This window comes from Nostoc sp. (assembly GCF_036919575.1).
Taxonomy (GTDB): Bacteria; Cyanobacteriota; Cyanobacteriia; order Cyanobacteriales; family Nostocaceae; genus Nostoc.
The window spans coordinates 123,126-138,881 of the sequence record NZ_JBALBY010000109.1; the positions used below are offsets into that span (position 1 = coordinate 123,126).

The following is a 15,756-nucleotide window of genomic DNA, read 5'->3' on the forward strand; positions in this document are numbered from 1 at the left end:
TCTGTACTTTTGTAACGGGGATTTAGATTTAGATATCAAAACTTAAAGCCGTGCTTCTAGCAGGGGGTTTTAAACCCAATTTTTTGATAATTTATTTTCTGGAATTCTCTAATTCACAATTCCAAATACAGGTTTTTGACTATTTTTGATTTTTAATCAGAGTGAGGGAACTATGGGTGGACAACTCTACCAAGTTAACGGTAATGAACCAATACTTTTAAATGACCCTTTTCGGGTTTGGGTGGTTCAGTCTGGCTGTGTGGCATTGTTTGCAGTCACACTGTGTGATGGTGTAATTGCAGGTACTCGCCGTTATCTGTGTAGTATACATCCAGGTGAAGCACTGTTTGGAACTGATGCTAGTTCTAGTCGCCAGATTTTAGCAGTGCCGATAGGTGCGACAGAATTGCTACAGCTACAACGGGAATTTTTCGGTGATTTAATTGCTAATACTTTGGTAGAATCTTGGCTTAGGCAAGTTAGTAGTACATTGTCCCAAGTCGCTACCCCTGCCATTCAAATTAAAACGGGCGCAAATGGAAGATTTTCGCTCTCCAATGGTCAAACTTGCCAAGCAGAAGCCGATGTTGTCATCTGGTTACAAATTAAAGCGGGAACTCTGAATTTTCTGGGATTTGAGCAAGTTACCCTAAGCAGTTCCACAGCTACTTTCCCCCTTAGCGATCAAATCTGGCTAGAAGCTGTAGATACTGTTCAATTTGCCACTATTACTACTTGTGACATTGAGAACGCAGATATTATTTGTAGAGGAATATCCCAGTTTAATATTCAAATTTTACAATGCATTGATATTTTAGATCAGCAAGAAGCCGCAGCCGAACTAATTCGCAGGCGCGATCGCCAAAATCTCAACCGTCAAGTTACAGTCGAGGCTCTGGGCGAACTAGCATCAACCCTGAATCAGCAAGTAATCGATGTTTTTCAGGATGGTACGCCTTTATTAGTAGCGGCTGGTGCGGTGGGCAGAACTATGGGGGTAAAAATTCGTCCCCCGGCGCGTTCGGAAAATCTTAAGCGAGTCAAAGAACCATTGTTAGCCATTGTCCGCGCCTCCCGAATTCGGATGCGGCAAGTGCTGTTGCGAGATAATTGGTGGAAGAAGGATTGTGGATCTCTGATCGCTTACACTCAAGACAATCAACCAGTAGCACTACTACCAGTTTCTGCTACTGCCTATGAAATGTTTGACCCAGTAGCACAAACCCGTGTGCAAGTAGATGAGCGCATAGCCTTAACCCTCTCTCCGATAGCTTATATGTTTTATCGGTCTTTACCCGAACAGGCATTTAAAGCTCTAACTTTAGTCCAATTTGCCCTGAAAGGACGGGTTAAGGATGTACTGACAATTTTATTTATGGGTATTGCGGTGACATTGTTAGGAATGTTTACCCCCCAAGCTACGGCGATGATCATGGATAGTGCTATACCAGATAGCGATCGCGGCTTATTACTGCAAATTGGCTTAGGGCTGTTGGTTGCGGCTGGCGGTACAGGTTTATTTCAGATCGCGCAGGGGTTTGCCCTACTGCGGATAGAAAGTGCTGGCGATGCTTCTACTCAAGCTGCAACCTGGGACAGACTGCTGAATTTACCAGTATCATTTTTCCGTCAATACACTACAGGAGACTTACTTTCTCGTGTCACTTCCGTGAGTGCAATTCGCCGTCAATTGGGTGGTAGAACCCTGATGAATCTCTTCAGCAGTTTGTTTACACTGTTTTACCTGGGTCAATTATTTTACTACAATTCTAAACTAGCTTTAGTTGCCGTTGCCGTGGCAATAATTGCGATCGCACTCACCACAATTTCTGGGTTGCTGCTGGTGCGCCAGGTACGCCCCCTACTGGAACTGAAGGGAAATATTTTTGGGCAGACAGTACAGCTAATTAATGGTATTTCTAAACTCCAGATCGCCGGCGCACAGGAACGGGCTTTTGCCGAATGGAGTAAAAACTACAGTCAACAAATCAAGCTGGAATTAAAGACACAGCAAGTGGAAGATGCTGTAGCACTGTTTAACGCAGTGATGCCCTTACTTACCAATGGAGTACTATTCTGGTTTACGATTCAACTGCTAGAAGAGTCTAAGAATGCAGGAACTCTCGGCGTATCACTAGGGACTTTTTTAGCCTTCAACGCGGCTTTTGGCAGTTTTATTCAAGGAACTACAAACCTCAGCAACACAGTTACCGAAGTTTTACAAGTCATCCCCCAGTGGAAACGTACCCAGCCAATTTTAGCCAGTATCCCAGAAGTCAACCTCAGCAAAGCTGATCCTGGCAAACTCCAAGGGCGAATTGTTGTAGACCATGTTACTTTTCGTTATCGTCAAGATGGACAAATCACACTGGATGATATTAATCTCTATGCAGAACCAGGAGAATTCATTGCCCTAGTTGGCAGTTCGGGCAGTGGTAAATCGACTATGTTGAGATTACTGTTAGGTTTTGAGACTCCAGAATCAGGGGCAATTTACTATGATGGCCAAGACCTTTCTGGATTAGATGTGGATGCAGTCCGCCGACAATTAGGCGTGGTTTTACAAAATAGCCAGTTGACTTCAGCTTCCATCTTCGAGAATATAGCCGCAGGCGCTCAGATTACCCTAGAGGAAGCCTGGGAAGCAGCGCGTTCTTCTGGTTTGGCTGATGATATCACTGCCATGCCCATGCAAATGCACACTGTAGTCAGTGAAGGCGGGGGAAATATTTCTGGGGGACAACGCCAGCGACTGCTGATTGCTCGCGCACTTGCATTAAAACCCCGAATTTTATTATTCGATGAGGCTACCAGTGCGCTCGATAATAGAACTCAGGCAATTGTCAGTGAAAGCTTAGATAAATTGCAAGTCACCAGAATAGCGATCGCTCATCGGCTTAGTACTATCCGTAACGCTCACCGGATCTATGTACTCCAAGCAGGTAGAGTTGTACAACAGGGAACTTTTCAGGAGCTAGCTGCTGTTGAAGGTTTATTTGCCCAGTTAATGACTCGGCAAATGGCGTAGGGGAGCAATGTTTATTTCCGCCGTGCTGTAGGTGTCCAAGTCGCATTTGGCAGGGGACAGGCTTAGTAGTTGCTCTGATAGCCTTAACCCTAGATCATCAAGACAACATAAGTATTATCCGTCTTTCAATGTCCCAATTAATTAGCGATCGCCTGAAAATTTCCTGATTCACACGTACTGCACTTTTTGTCTACTTTGTCAATGCGTAATATCATGTCCGGGTAATTAGTTATGATTCCCATAGTCATTGCACCCCACCCCTTAATCCCCTCCCCGCCGGCGGGGAGGGGAGACAAAGCACAGCGTTGGCGGGGTGGGGTTCTTCGGGTTTAATAAGTAATCAAGCGGACATGATATAAGTTCTATTGGTGTAAAATTTTAGTCCAATGAAAATTAGGGTCGGCTGTTTGCCCACCCTATAATTCTTCTTAACTGAACTGTTTTAATCAATTAACGGAAGTTACCAGGATTTAGACGAGCGCCGTTAGGCTGAGACTGACGACCAATTGCTACTCCATTCCGCAAATTGTTTCCAGTACCACCATCTTGGCGATCGAGGAAAGGTTTCAGATTAATCCCATCTCTAGATGAAGTAACCCGATTATTACCACTGCCTAGAAGTGTGCGTCCTAAATTATATAATTCGTTTCCTCCACTACTGCGATCGCCATAAGTGTTAACCGCTATAGTCTGTTGTCCACTGTCAGCAGTAGTCAAGTTCTGAAAAATGCTATTGCGGATAACATAGGGGTCTTTCCCGCGCGGTACTGTCAGCACAATTCTACAGGTTGGGTTAGCTTGAGTTGTGACGCAGACAATATTTTCGTTATTTTCTACAGCTGTCTGGAGTTCTTGTAAGCCATCTGGACGATAAAGTTCTAAACGACTGGCGATCGCTGCACAACGCCTTTGTGCATCCCAACCACCACCCAAAGCCGCAGGCGCCGCCCAAGGAAAGAATTGTCCTGGTTGACTTTGTGGCTGATACATAACGGTGTACTGATTATTGGAAGTCTGACAGGTAAAGCGAGTTGTACCGTCAGCTGAGGGTGAAGGTGGTACGCCTGTCGATGTGTCTATTGGGACTGGTGCTGATGTACCATCTGATGGGACTGTTGGTACTACTACACCATCGCCAGTAGAATCAGATTGCGCCATTGCTGCCCAATTGCCCAGACACAAAGATAAGCCGAGAATACCCAAAGACATAAATCGCAGCAGTTGTGATGACATAAATCATCCTCCAGTAGAAATAGGTCGGGAATTGATAGTTTAAGTGACGAATAATTCTGTTTTTTGATTCATCAAAAACGCTATTTTTTTCCTCTCTTGCTTTTTTCTCTTCGACTAGCTTTTTCACCCATGCTGGAATTTCTGCATAACGCGCCACTCCTTCATAGACACCCCAGCAATTCTTTGCTTGAACTGAGTAACTCAAATACTTGAAAATTTTGTCTATATATGCTATGGCAAATTATTTGGATCAATACCTTGAGATTGTAAATAGGCAATGAGCCGTTCTTTTTGCTGACGTTCCTGTTCAATTTGTTCCACTGCCCAAAGTAACAAATTACCTGCTTCATCCCACCAGCGCAACCAGTAACCAGTTCTGGCTTCTTTTGTTCCTTGCCAAGTTCCCAGAAATAAACCCATTGAATCAATCCAATGACGACCATTTTCATCAGGTTGCTTTAACTCATAGCGGCTGTTTTCGAGTTGGTAAAATTCTAACAAACCGCCATTTGGGTCAAAAATCAGGTAAATTGGGACTTGAAGAATCTGCTCGTAAAAAAACCATTTTCCTGGTGGATAGGTGCGCTTAAAAGAGTATTCTCCACCCTCAGTGTCAGATAGAAATTCCATCACAATTGCCGGAATATCACCCTCTAAATTTGGTGTATAGCTTTTGCGTTCTGCTAAAATCTGATTTACCGATCGCACATAAACCCAGTCGGGTGCTTTAGCAACAAATTGCCCGTTTATCGTCGCACAAAGTCCAAAATTCGAGGCTATCAACATCTGCGGTTGGATGAAACCACTTATTTCAAGGCTTTCGCGCAAAGCACCAGCCAATAGTGGCTGACCTGTATTTTCCACTGGTTCATCCTCTAGGTGAAAATCTGCGGGCAATGCTTCCCAAGATATTACGAGTTCTGTTGAAGATTTAGCTTTACCGAGTTGGGTTGCCATAAACATCCCCTTTGATTGATTTGTCTTTATTTTATGGCTGACCAGTGGCTTGTTGTCAGGCGATGCCTGCGGTGGGCTACGCCTACGCAATATGTTTTGCATGAAAGCGTACTACACTGGTGTAAGTAGCCTTGTTTCTGCTATTGTTTGAGCGATGACAAAATCATCAATAATTGAGGCGGATATTGATGATGCAGAAACATTTGTATAGTTAATTATGGTTGTGAATTATTTTAGATATTTGTGCTGAGATATTGGTCATCAATGTTGGGTTTCGTTCCTCAACCCAACCTACTAGCGATCGCACTGATTCATTCGCGGCTATCGCTACGGATGCTCCCATCAGGTATTCTGGTGTAACGAAAGATAGCACCACTCAAGTCAGCACCACTCAAGTCAGCGCCACTCAAGTCAGCGCCACTCAAATTAGCGCCACTTAAATTAGCGCCACTTAAATTAGCTCTTCGGAATCCACAATCTCCCAAATCAGCCTCACTCAAGTTAGCTCCAGCAAGATTTACCTCGTTGAAACCGGCTTGATAAATACTCGCTTTACTCAAGTCAGCGCCACTCAAATTAGCTCCGTCAGCAAAGAATTGGTTCATACTGGCTCTACTCAGGTTAATGCTACTTAGATTAGCCCCACTAACATCCACATCATCCAATCCAACGCCAACGAAATCTCTCTCCCCAGCAGTATATCGCTGGAGCAACTCTTTAGCATCCATAACTCAACTCCTACATCAATCAACTCATATCAAGATAACCCACTCAACTTCTGGTCTATATTATTTGACCCACCTTCAATATCAACTTCCAAATCCAAGACCTTCCCACCAGAAAACTAGCAGAAGCCACCGCTCCGACTTCTCTGTGCGTTAAAAAAATAACTTTTAAAATTAAATACTTGGACACTACCAAAACAAGTTATAACTATAAAAAACGAGATAATTATATAACTTTTGCAAGAAGAACCAATAACGCCACCAAAAGAAATAATTTTTAATCCCTATTATACCCAGCAGAACGGAGCAGCATATTTAGGTGATAGCCTTAAACTTATTAAATTTATTGATGATAATAGTATTAATTTAATTATCACATCACCTCCATTTGCGCTGACACGAAAAAAAGAATATGGTAATGAAACTGCTGAAAAATATATTGAGTGGTTTCTACCTTTTGCCTATGAATTTAAAAGAGTACTGGCAGATAATGGCTCATTCGTACTAGATTTAGGTGGCGCTTACTTACCTGGTAATCCCGTGCGGAGTATCTACCAATACGAACTTTTGGTTAGATTATGCAAAGAAGTAGGTTTCTTTCTTGCTCAAGAATTTTACCACTATAATCCGGCTCGACTGCCAACCCCTGCTGAGTGGGTGACAATCAGGCGGATTCGTGTGAAAGATTCAGTAAATACAGTTTGGTGGTTGTCTAAAACACCGAATCCTAAAGCAGATAACAGAAAAGTTTTAAAGCCCTATAGCCAAAGTATGAAACAATTACTCAAAAATGGTTATAAGGCAAAATTACGTCCTAGTGGACATGATATTTCTGATAAATTCCAAAAGGATAACCAGGGTGCAATTCCGCCGAATTTGCTAGAAATTGCGAATACTGAATCGAATAGCGCTTATTTACGACGCTGCAAAACAGCAGAAATTAAGCCCCATCCAGCCCGTTTTCCTCAAGGGTTCGCCGAATTCTTCATCAAATTCTTAACTGATGAAGGTGATATGGTTTTAGATCCATTTGCAGGTTCTAATACAACTGGATTTGTTGCTGAAACTCTGCAACGCCGATGGATATCTTTTGAAATTAATCAGGATTATGTAATGGGAAGTCGTTATCGATTTAGCCAATAAACAAATTAAGTAAAGAGTCAGGAGTGAGGAGTTAAGATTTATCGAACAGAATTCAGGAGTCAGGAGTCAGAATTCAGAATGAATTTTGACTGAAAAAGCGGATGAATAATCGGGTTTAAGACCCCCACAAAACAAGAAAATTTGGTGGTCTTCAATTCCTGCGCGGTCTGAATCCCCAACTGATTGATTCTGACTCCTGAATTCTGACTTCTGAATTCTTCTTCAATTAAATTTCTCCATTCACCTGCATTTGATGAACTTGATCCGCTAGCTCTTGACGAGCTTGATCGTCTAGTTGATCAATTGCTAACATCCCCATAAGAATAACTTCTTTCAGGGTCAAACGTGTCGAATGTGCCTGTTTTTGCACAATCTCCTTAATAATAGGACTCACACCAATCGCTGTACTAGCTCTAGCCACGGAATAAAAGGAAAACACTAATGATTCAGCCTAAATATTAGCACTTTAAATGAGGTTATTCTCTAGAGGTAAAACTTAATTTAAATGTGTTTCAAGTCATACTTCAATGAGTAAACATAAAAATTACCTATATAGAAAACAACGGTTCTAAGTGCTGGGCATTGTCATACTTATCGACAATTTAGATAAAACCCTCAATCATCGCATCAAACGTAAGAGTTTACTTTTGGATGAAAATAAATTTAACTTTTGTCATCCCAGCATAACAGGTATAGTATCTAACAGGGCTATAGATGACTCCAGAGTTATCCTAAATCTGTTTGATTGCGAGTCTAATCTCTTTTTTGAGTAAGTTCTAAAATTCTCAGCATGGCAAACCTGATGCTTGCTCATTGAGGGCACAGCATCGTATGATATCAATATTCTCAACAGTTAAACTCTAGTCATGCCAGGTTCAAAACGGATGCATTTGCACCGCTCAATTTCAAATGAGAAATAAAAAGGTGTAGACGTGAAACGGCTTTTCGTCAGACATCGCCTCAGGGTCTAGCAAACTCTGATGCGATCGCACAATTTACTGAAATCTGGAAACCTAAAATCAAATGGTTATTTCCTATATTAGCAACATCAAAAGCAAAAACTTCTGTCTGAGATACTCAAAAATCACTCACTAATCGCCGACTTTGCAAATACTTGCAATATTTGTGACAACTGAGTTATGAAAAGTGGTCGGCTGATGATCACAGTGCTTTCAGTAGAAATATTCTCAAAAATCAGATTTGTATACCACCAAGTTAGCCGTAGTTTAAAGAGATCGTAAATTGTCAAATATAATATCGTGAACACGCTTTACAGAGCTACACAGTGTAAATAAGAATAATAACTTAACCAAAGTAAAATTTTCCTGAATACAGGCAACTAATCCTGTCATAGGGAAAAGCAGTGAGTAGAGGAGAGACAAATCGATGAAGGACCCTTATCTGTTGGCAGCAGGTTTGTTAACAGGATTGGCAATACCCGCATCGGCTCTTCCACATCTGTCGATTGTCCTGCCACAAAATTCTAGATTCCTGTGGGATTTAAAACAGGGTTCGCAGGCAATAGTCAGTACAAAAATTATCAAGAGCGTTGATCTCTCCTTACCAGAACTCAGCGGCCAAGTGTTGCAACCCCTAAAAAGTTCGCAGCCAACAGTGGGTGAGGAAAATATCAACAGCGTTAATCTCTCCTTAGCAGAAACCGACAGTCAGGGATTACCAGCGCCAACAGCGTCACTACTCAACTCCAGCGGCCAAGCAGGTAGTCTCTCACTGACATCGGGCAATCAACTTTACTACCAAAGATTGGCGGCTCTGAAAACAGGTCAGATTTATACACGCGTAGATAATGATAATTTGAAATCTTTGTGGGAGTCGATCAAGAAACGTCAACTAACTTATGACGACTGGAAAAGTTTACTAGCTTTAGAAGCTAGAGCGATCGCTCAGGGTCAAGGTGTAAATCATCTAAGTATCTTAGTTGGTGATTCTTTGAGTATGTGGTTTCCTAGAGAAAAACTGCCTCCTGGTAAGTTGTGGCTGAATCAAGGCATATCTGGAGATACTTCCAGTGGCGTTTTAAAAAGATTGGGGGCATTTTCGGCAACGCGGCCGAATGTGATTTACATCATGGCTGGAATTAACGACTTACGCAAAGGCGCTAGTGATGAAACAATTTTGCGTAATTATCGCCGAATTATCCGCCGCCTCCGGCAGACTCACCCACAAGCCCAAATCATTGTCGAATCAATTTTGCCTACTCGCCTACCAAAGGTTTCCAATAGCCGCATTCGTCAGATAAACATCCAACTAACCGTGATTGCTAAACAAGAAGGCGCTAATTATCTAAATATTTATAGCTGGTTTACGGATATGGAAGGCAATATGCGCCCAGAGTTGACCACAGATGGGTTACACCTGTCTCAAGAGGGATATGATGTGTGGCGATCGGCACTACAGCAGATAGAATACAAGGTTACTCAGCGTGAGAATTGAGCGATCGCATTGCCAAAACTTGCAGCGATCGCATCACCATAAGTTATGAAATTGCGTAGACAGGCTGCCAAATAGCGCCTGTAAATATAAATATTTGTAAATTCAATAGTAAATTTGCGTAAGTTCCTCAGAGAGGAATGAAATTAAACCTGTGCAAATCGCTCAGAGAAATCAGCGATGCCTACGCACTTAGTGTAAAAACAAAGGAGAATATTATGGAAAACCGTCTGGAAGTGCAAAACATTCAAGGCGACGAATTGTTTATGGAGCTAACCCCAGAAGAACTACAAGAACTAGAACAGTTGAAAGGAGGATTAAGTTTACCCGACCCAAAAATCATCTTGCATCCGCCTCTTCATATTGGGACTCCCTTTCCCTTTCCCCTCGGCGTCCTCACGTTGAAGGAGCTAGGCGCAAATCCAGCTAATATCTCAACTAAGGAGCTAGGCGCAAATCCAGCTAATATCTCAATACAAGGGACTTAAGCCCCTTGTTATAAGGTAGGCAAACTGACGCCACAGTGTACTAGATTTCCCTAAGCAGGGGTTTGGATTCTAAGACTTCTTGTAGGAATCAAGGAAGAGGAATAGAGATGGAATTTTTCTTTTCTCCTTACCTTTTAACCCCTTTACCTAACTCTGGCAAAAGTATCTTTTGCAAAAGTTTCATAGAGTTTTAGATCAGAAAGAGTAATTGGAGTCGTGTAAGCATATGATACTTACTGGAAACTTTAACCGCATCCTACAAATCCACCCGTCCAGACGGTGCAATTTGCGCTGTCTCCATTGTTACTCTTCTTCTAGCCCGGAGGAGCGTGACCAACTCAGTGTCCCGCTCCTTTTACAAGCAATTACCGATGCAAGTGAACAAGGGTATACCATTGCCAGCTTTTCAGGAGGAGAACCCCTTGTCTACAAACCTCTGCCGGAACTCCTAAAACAGGCTCATCAATGCCAGATGCGGACAACGGTTACTTCCAACGGCATACTCTTGGACGAGCGACACTTAGAGCAGCTGACTGGAGCGGTTGATCTACTCGCCATTAGTCTTGATGGAATGCCAGCCTCTCATAACCGTATGCGTTCTTCAGAGCAAGCTTTTGAAAAAATGGCGGCTCGACTGGAAGGGGTTCGTCAATCGGGTATCCCATTCGGGTTTCTTTTTACACTCACAAAACAAAATTTTCGGGAGTTAGACTGGGTTGCAAACTTCGCCTTGGAGCAAGGAGCGAAATTATTGCAGATTCATCCACTTGTGGAAGTCGGACACGCTACTCAAAGCCTCGTCGGGTCTAGACCCAATACCAGCATCTTATCCTATGCTTACCTAAAAGCCACCCGTCTGCGAGAAGCCCTTGGTGAAAAGCTGTTTGTTCATATTGATTTAACTCACCAAGATTTGCTGCGTTCAAATCCCGGTAGCTTTTTTGTAGACGAATTGCTAATAAATCAGCAAGACTACAGCTTTGCTCAACTTGTGTCACCCCTAATTATCGAAGCAGATGGGACAATCGTGCCAATGCAACATGGTTTTGACCGCAATTATGCTCTAGGAAATCTTAATGAGGCATCTTTGGGCGAACTTACTAAGCATTGGCGTCAAGAGCGCTACTTTGCTTTTCGAGAACTCTGCCAACGCGTTTATCAAGAGCTAACAGCACCTGCCGATCTGCCGATTACGGATTGGTATGAGACACTGATGCAGTTGGCGAAGACAAGTGAGGCAGGTGAAAACAGCAAAACGGTGTCTACAGTCCAGGAAAATGCTATAGTTTAACGCCCAAGGCTTCCCGATTCAAAACCTGATTCAACTTACCACTGCGATAACCTTCCAAATCTAAGGTTACGTAGATAAATCCAAAATCTTGAAATGCCGAAACTAATGTTTGTAAATCGTTAGTCAACACAAACTCTTTAATTTGTTCTGGTGGTAATTCAATGCGTGCTGTATCCCCTTCCGATCGCACGCGCAAATTCTGCCAACCTAGTTTACGCAGAAAAATTTCTCCTCTACCGACTCGTTGCAACTTAGTTACAGTAATCTCTTCACCGTAAGGAAAGCGGGAACTGAGGCAAGGTTGAGCGGGTTTATCCCACCAAGATAAACCGAGTTGTTGCGAAAGTTGGCGAACTTCTAATTTCGTGACACCGACTTCTGCTAAAGGCGATCGCGCCCCTCTTTCTTTCGCCGCCTGAATTCCTGGGCGATAATCATGCAAATCATCAGCATTCACCCCATCCACTACATAGGGATAACCCAACTCTAAAGCTAAAGGTTTGAGAGTATCGTGCAACTCACTTTTGCAAAAATAACAGCGATTAACAGGGTTAGAGGTGTAATTAGGATTTTCCATCTCGTGAGTCTGGACGATTTTATGAGGAATCCCAATAGTTGCAGCTTGAATTTTGGCGTCTTCTAATTCTTCTGGTAATAGCGAAGGAGAAACAGCAGTCACAGCCAAAGCGCGATCGCCCAACACATCAAAAGCAATTTTGGCAACCAAAGTGCTATCAACGCCCCCAGAGTAGGCAATCAACGCCTGCTCCATTTCTTTAAATAAAGCTCTTAACTGCTCAAATTTTTCTGTCAGCATCATTTCCCAATCCTGCCAAAACCTTATAGCACCTAACAATTTCTATTTTAGTCATTAGTTACGGGGCATTGGGCATTGGGCATTGGGTATTGGGCATTGGTTATTAATTCATCTCCCTCATCTCCCTCATCTCCCTCATCTCCCTCATCTCCCTCATCTTCACCACTCCCCATCAACCTCAGTTGGCGCTTTGCTGTACTTGCCCACCAGACTTTTTAAAAGTGGTAAATCAATCGGTTTAGAAATATAGTCATTTACTCCAGCTGTTAGACAAACCTCGCGATCGCCTTTCATTGCCATTGCAGTTTGAACAATGATCGGAATCGCCTCATATTGCCGATTTTCTCGCAGTTGTTGCACCAACTCAAGCCCATTTCCATCTGCTAGGTAGACATCCATTAAAATCACCGCCGGGTTTAACCGTGTTAGAGCTTCCCACATCTTGGCAGCATTTTTGACCCAAGTCACCTGATACCCCAATTTATCCAGATAAATTTGCATCAAATGAGCGTTGGGTAAATCATTTTCTACCAGCAAAATATCTACACAGGAACTAGGGGTGAAAGGCAGAGAAGATGAGGAAAATTTTGCTTCCCCTACTCCCTCATCTCCTCCCACTTGGGCCTCTTGCTTAAAGGGAAGTATCAGGGTAAAACGGCAACCGTGATCTACTTCCGATTCCACTTTCACAGAACCACCGTGAATTTCGGCGAGTTTCCGAGTCAGTGCTAAACCCAAACCAGTACCTTCAACGTCACCAGCTACAGCCTTGGCAATTTGGAAATAGGGTTGAAACAGTAAAGCTTGGTCTTCTTGGGAAATGCCACTGCCAGTATCCCAAACTGTAAAATGCACAAATTCACCTTTGGCAGCAACCTGTAAACCAACACTTCCAATACTTGTAAACTTTAGGGCGTTGTGGAGTAAATTCCACAGCATTTGCTTGAGTCGTAAAGGGTCGGCTACTAGAGTTGTAATCTCAGGGTCAATTTCTAGGCGCAGTCTCAAACCCTTATTAGCGGCTTTCTCTTTCACCAGTGCCAAAACATTGCTACACAGCAGTGGTACATCTACTGTTTCACACTGTACTTCTAGCTGGTTTGCTTCAATTTTAGAGAGATCCAAAATATCATTAATCAGAGCTAGCAAGTCCTTGCCGCAAGACTGAATGATATTTAAATACTCTTGCTGGCGTTCTTTAGTTGGTTCGTACCCTGGGGCTAAAAGCAGGTAGGTAAACCCAATAATAGAACTAAGCGGTCTGCGAATTTCGTGACTGGTATTTGCTAAAAACTGATTTTTCAGTTGATTGGTATGCTCCAATTCTTGATTAGAGCTACTTAAGTGTTGATACCGTTGCTGCCAAGATCGGATGTGTCTAAGTTGTCGCAAGGCTGTCGTACATTGCTTGGCAGACCTTGCCATCAATTGCGATCTGAGTTGAGCTTGTGATTCGATCGGTGACTTGCGATCGCAGCTTCGGGGCGCTGCGGCGATAATTAGCCAGCCCATGATCCTGCCAGAATCATCAGCCAACGGCCAAGCGCTCGGTGGTTGTTGATTCTCAAGCTGTTGCAAATCTTCGACTTCTATAACCTCTTGTAATCTCAACAGCAGCTTTTTTTCTGCTGTCAGCACTTCTAGAAATAAAGGTTGTGAGTTTGCGGATGGAGAACGAGAAACATAGCAAACTGTGGCAACAGTTTCTTGTGGTTGAAACAGAGCGATAGCTACGCTAAAATCTATCAGCGCCAGATTACTGCTCTGAATAGCACTGTTAATCTCGTTAACCACAGTTTGGAAAACTTCCCCTTGTGCGGCTTCTGCCTGTGAGACAGTGTTACAAGCAGAAAGCAGGCAATCATTAAGGCTACTTTGCAACTGGTTCAAGCTGCTCTCCAACCACAGCTGTGTGCGAAGTTGCTCAATTGTTGTCAAAAGTTTTGGCGTTGCATCTATCTGTGAGTTCTGGTCTGGTAAGCTTGAATACTGCTGCATGGTCAATTAGACCGTTGAACAAGTTTAGCTTCACATAAAAATCCAAACAGGATTCTATGTATATTAGCGGACAACTCTTTATTTATTTATAAACCATGATTTTTATTTAGAAACCATAACTTATGTTGTTATCAACCATAACTTATGATGTCCAGTTTAGCCGCTAGACCATAAAAATTATTGTATGAATCACTGACCTAAAATTTTTTAAAGCAACTTAAGACTTATGGATACACAATTCGCCCAACTAATCGTTAATGGGATTGCGGTAGGAAGCATTATTGCTCTAGCCGCAGTCGGACTTACTCTTACCTATGGAATTTTACGGCTATCTAACTTTGCTCATGGTGACTTTTTAACTTTAGGAGCCTATCTGACTTGGCTGATTAACTCTATTGGAGTGAATATTTGGCTGTCGATGATTCTGGCGGCGGCGGGAACAGTATCAGCAATGCTGTTATCGGAAAAGTTACTGTGGTCAAGGATGCGCTCTATCCGTGCTACTTCCACTACGCTGATTATTATTTCTATCGGACTTGCCTTATTTATTCGCAATGGGATTATTTTTATCTGGGGTGGCAAGAACCAAAATTACGATTTACCTGTTACCCCAGCTTTAGATATTTTGGGTTTAAAGGTGCCGCAAAATCAATTATTAGTATTGGGGTTGGCGGTGCTAGCAATTTTGGCGCTGCATTACCTGCTACAAAATACCAAAATTGGTAAGGCGATGCGAGCAGTTGCTGACGATCTGGACTTAGCTAGGGTTTCAGGTATCAATGTTGACCGAGTAATTTTCTGGACTTGGCTAATTGCTGGTACTCTTACATCATTGGGCGGCAGTATGTATGGGTTGATTACAGCTGTGCGTCCGAATATGGGATGGTTTTTAATTTTACCATTATTTGCCTCAGTAATACTTGGTGGGATTGGCAACCCTTACGGTGCGATCGCGGCAGCTTTTATTATTGGTATCGTCCAGGAAATCAGCACTCCTTGGCTGGGTTCACAGTATAAACAAGGTGTAGCACTGTTGATCATGATTTTGGTGCTGCTCATTCGTCCCAAAGGTTTATTCAAAGGGACGATTTGAGCAGCACCACTCCACTTCTAACTATTGAATAATGTGGAAATAGTAGGCTGCTACCAGTAAGTTGATAGCCAACAAGAACAGTGCCCAGCCCGTGCGAAAGGCGTAGGGAGGTTTAGCTCCACTGTCGGCAACTGGGGAATTTTTAGCTTTAGCAGTCATAATTCCGATTCTCCTAATGTCAAGACTTTTTAAGAAATACCAAACTGGCGTACCAAATATTCAAATTCTTTAAGAATATTTGTGTGAACTTGAGAATTGGGGAGTGGGGAGTGGGGAGTGGGGAGTGGGGAGTGGGGGGAGACAAGAGAGAGATTTGTTGAATAATTCTTCCTCATCTCCCTCATCTCCCTCATCTCCCTCATCCCCCTCATACCCCCTCATCCCCCTCATCCCCCCTCATCCCCCCTCATCTCCCTCATCTCCCTCATCCCCCCTCATCCCCCTCATCCCCCCTCATCCCCCTCATCCCCCTACTCCCCACTCCCCACTCCCTCCTCTCCAGCATGATAGGAACTGCGAACCAGCGGCCCAG

At 43.1% G+C, this 15,756-nt stretch carries 16 protein-coding genes; 8 read left to right on the forward strand and 8 right to left on the reverse strand.

All coding sequences use genetic code 11. The features are described from left to right. Positions 1-172 precede the first annotated feature (172 nt). Positions 173-3,028, forward strand: a complete 2,856-nt coding sequence (locus tag V7K27_RS28570; protein ID WP_334951767.1) for an NHLP bacteriocin export ABC transporter permease/ATPase subunit — start codon at positions 173-175, stop codon at positions 3,026-3,028. A gap of 450 nt (positions 3,029-3,478) precedes the next feature. Here V7K27_RS28570 and V7K27_RS28575 read toward each other — a convergent pair whose 3' ends face one another. The 3 genes from V7K27_RS28575 to V7K27_RS28585 all read right to left on the reverse strand — a co-directional run bounded on the left by V7K27_RS28575 (position 3,479) and on the right by V7K27_RS28585 (position 5,946). Beyond that, complete coding sequence (locus V7K27_RS28575; protein WP_334951768.1) at positions 3,479-4,261, reverse strand: COP23 domain-containing protein; 783 nt, start codon at positions 4,259-4,261, stop codon at positions 3,479-3,481. A gap of 231 nt (positions 4,262-4,492) precedes the next feature. After that, the gene (locus V7K27_RS28580) at positions 4,493-5,218 is read right to left on the reverse strand and encodes a Uma2 family endonuclease (protein WP_334951769.1); all 726 of its coding nucleotides are present in this window, start codon (positions 5,216-5,218) and stop codon (positions 4,493-4,495) included. Between the two features lie 311 nt (positions 5,219-5,529). Continuing rightward, the gene (locus tag V7K27_RS28585; protein ID WP_334951771.1) at positions 5,530-5,946 is read right to left on the reverse strand and encodes a pentapeptide repeat-containing protein; all 417 of its coding nucleotides are present in this window, start codon (positions 5,944-5,946) and stop codon (positions 5,530-5,532) included. Positions 5,947-6,180: 234 nt separating this feature from the next. On the opposite strand from V7K27_RS28585, the gene V7K27_RS28590 reads away from it, so the two are divergent. Beyond that, positions 6,181-7,086 (forward strand): DNA-methyltransferase, encoded by a 906-nt coding sequence (locus V7K27_RS28590; protein ID WP_334951772.1) that lies wholly within the window; start codon positions 6,181-6,183, stop codon positions 7,084-7,086. Between the two features lie 226 nt (positions 7,087-7,312). Here the strand turns inward: V7K27_RS28590 and V7K27_RS28595 are convergent, their stop codons facing one another. Next, positions 7,313-7,525 (reverse strand): hypothetical protein, encoded by a 213-nt coding sequence (locus V7K27_RS28595; RefSeq protein ID WP_334951774.1) that lies wholly within the window; start codon positions 7,523-7,525, stop codon positions 7,313-7,315. Between the two features lie 947 nt (positions 7,526-8,472). Here V7K27_RS28595 and V7K27_RS28600 point away from each other — a divergent pair. The 3 genes from V7K27_RS28600 to V7K27_RS28610 all read left to right on the forward strand — a co-directional run bounded on the left by V7K27_RS28600 (position 8,473) and on the right by V7K27_RS28610 (position 11,316). Beyond that, positions 8,473-9,540 carry an SGNH/GDSL hydrolase family protein gene (locus tag V7K27_RS28600; protein WP_334951776.1) on the forward strand — a complete coding sequence of 356 codons (1,068 nt, stop codon included), beginning with the start codon at positions 8,473-8,475 and terminating at the stop codon, positions 9,538-9,540. Positions 9,541-9,755: 215 nt separating this feature from the next. Further along, on the forward strand, positions 9,756-10,025 hold the full coding sequence (locus V7K27_RS28605) for a hypothetical protein (RefSeq protein WP_334951778.1): 270 nt from the start codon (positions 9,756-9,758) through the stop codon (positions 10,023-10,025). Positions 10,026-10,251: 226 nt separating this feature from the next. Continuing rightward, positions 10,252-11,316, forward strand: a complete 1,065-nt coding sequence (locus tag V7K27_RS28610; protein ID WP_334951779.1) for a radical SAM protein — start codon at positions 10,252-10,254, stop codon at positions 11,314-11,316. Here the strand turns inward: V7K27_RS28610 and larE are convergent. Continuing rightward, positions 11,306-12,133 carry an ATP-dependent sacrificial sulfur transferase LarE gene (larE, locus tag V7K27_RS28615; protein ID WP_334951793.1) on the reverse strand — a complete coding sequence of 276 codons (828 nt, stop codon included), beginning with the start codon at positions 12,131-12,133 and terminating at the stop codon, positions 11,306-11,308. The two genes, V7K27_RS28610 and larE, sit on opposite strands and share 11 nt — an antisense overlap. 75 nt (positions 12,134-12,208) lie before the next feature. On the opposite strand from larE, the gene V7K27_RS28620 reads away from it, so the two are divergent. Next, the gene (locus V7K27_RS28620) at positions 12,209-12,352 is read left to right on the forward strand and encodes a hypothetical protein (protein WP_334951780.1); all 144 of its coding nucleotides are present in this window, start codon (positions 12,209-12,211) and stop codon (positions 12,350-12,352) included. Here V7K27_RS28620 and hrmK read toward each other — a convergent pair. Further along, positions 12,293-14,131, reverse strand: a complete 1,839-nt coding sequence (gene hrmK / locus V7K27_RS28625; RefSeq protein ID WP_334951781.1) for a hybrid histidine kinase/response regulator HrmK — start codon at positions 14,129-14,131, stop codon at positions 12,293-12,295. The two genes, V7K27_RS28620 and hrmK, sit on opposite strands and share 60 nt — an antisense overlap. Before the next feature lie 226 nt (positions 14,132-14,357). Between hrmK and V7K27_RS28630 the strand changes: the two genes are divergently transcribed. Continuing rightward, complete coding sequence (locus tag V7K27_RS28630; RefSeq protein ID WP_334951783.1) at positions 14,358-15,224, forward strand: branched-chain amino acid ABC transporter permease; 867 nt, start codon at positions 14,358-14,360, stop codon at positions 15,222-15,224. A gap of 21 nt (positions 15,225-15,245) precedes the next feature. On the opposite strand, the gene V7K27_RS28635 is transcribed toward V7K27_RS28630, so the two are convergent. Beyond that, the gene (locus tag V7K27_RS28635; RefSeq protein ID WP_334951784.1) at positions 15,246-15,383 is read right to left on the reverse strand and encodes a photosystem I protein PsaX; all 138 of its coding nucleotides are present in this window, start codon (positions 15,381-15,383) and stop codon (positions 15,246-15,248) included. A 29-nt stretch (positions 15,384-15,412) separates the two neighbouring features. Further along, entirely contained in the window at positions 15,413-15,559 is a 147-nt protein-coding gene (locus tag V7K27_RS28640) for a hypothetical protein (RefSeq protein WP_334951785.1), read from the reverse strand. Here V7K27_RS28640 and V7K27_RS28645 point away from each other — a divergent pair. Further along, a partial coding sequence (locus V7K27_RS28645; protein WP_334951786.1) for a hypothetical protein occupies positions 15,541-15,756 on the forward strand: 216 nt, incomplete at its 3' end. The genes V7K27_RS28640 and V7K27_RS28645 overlap by 19 nt on opposite strands.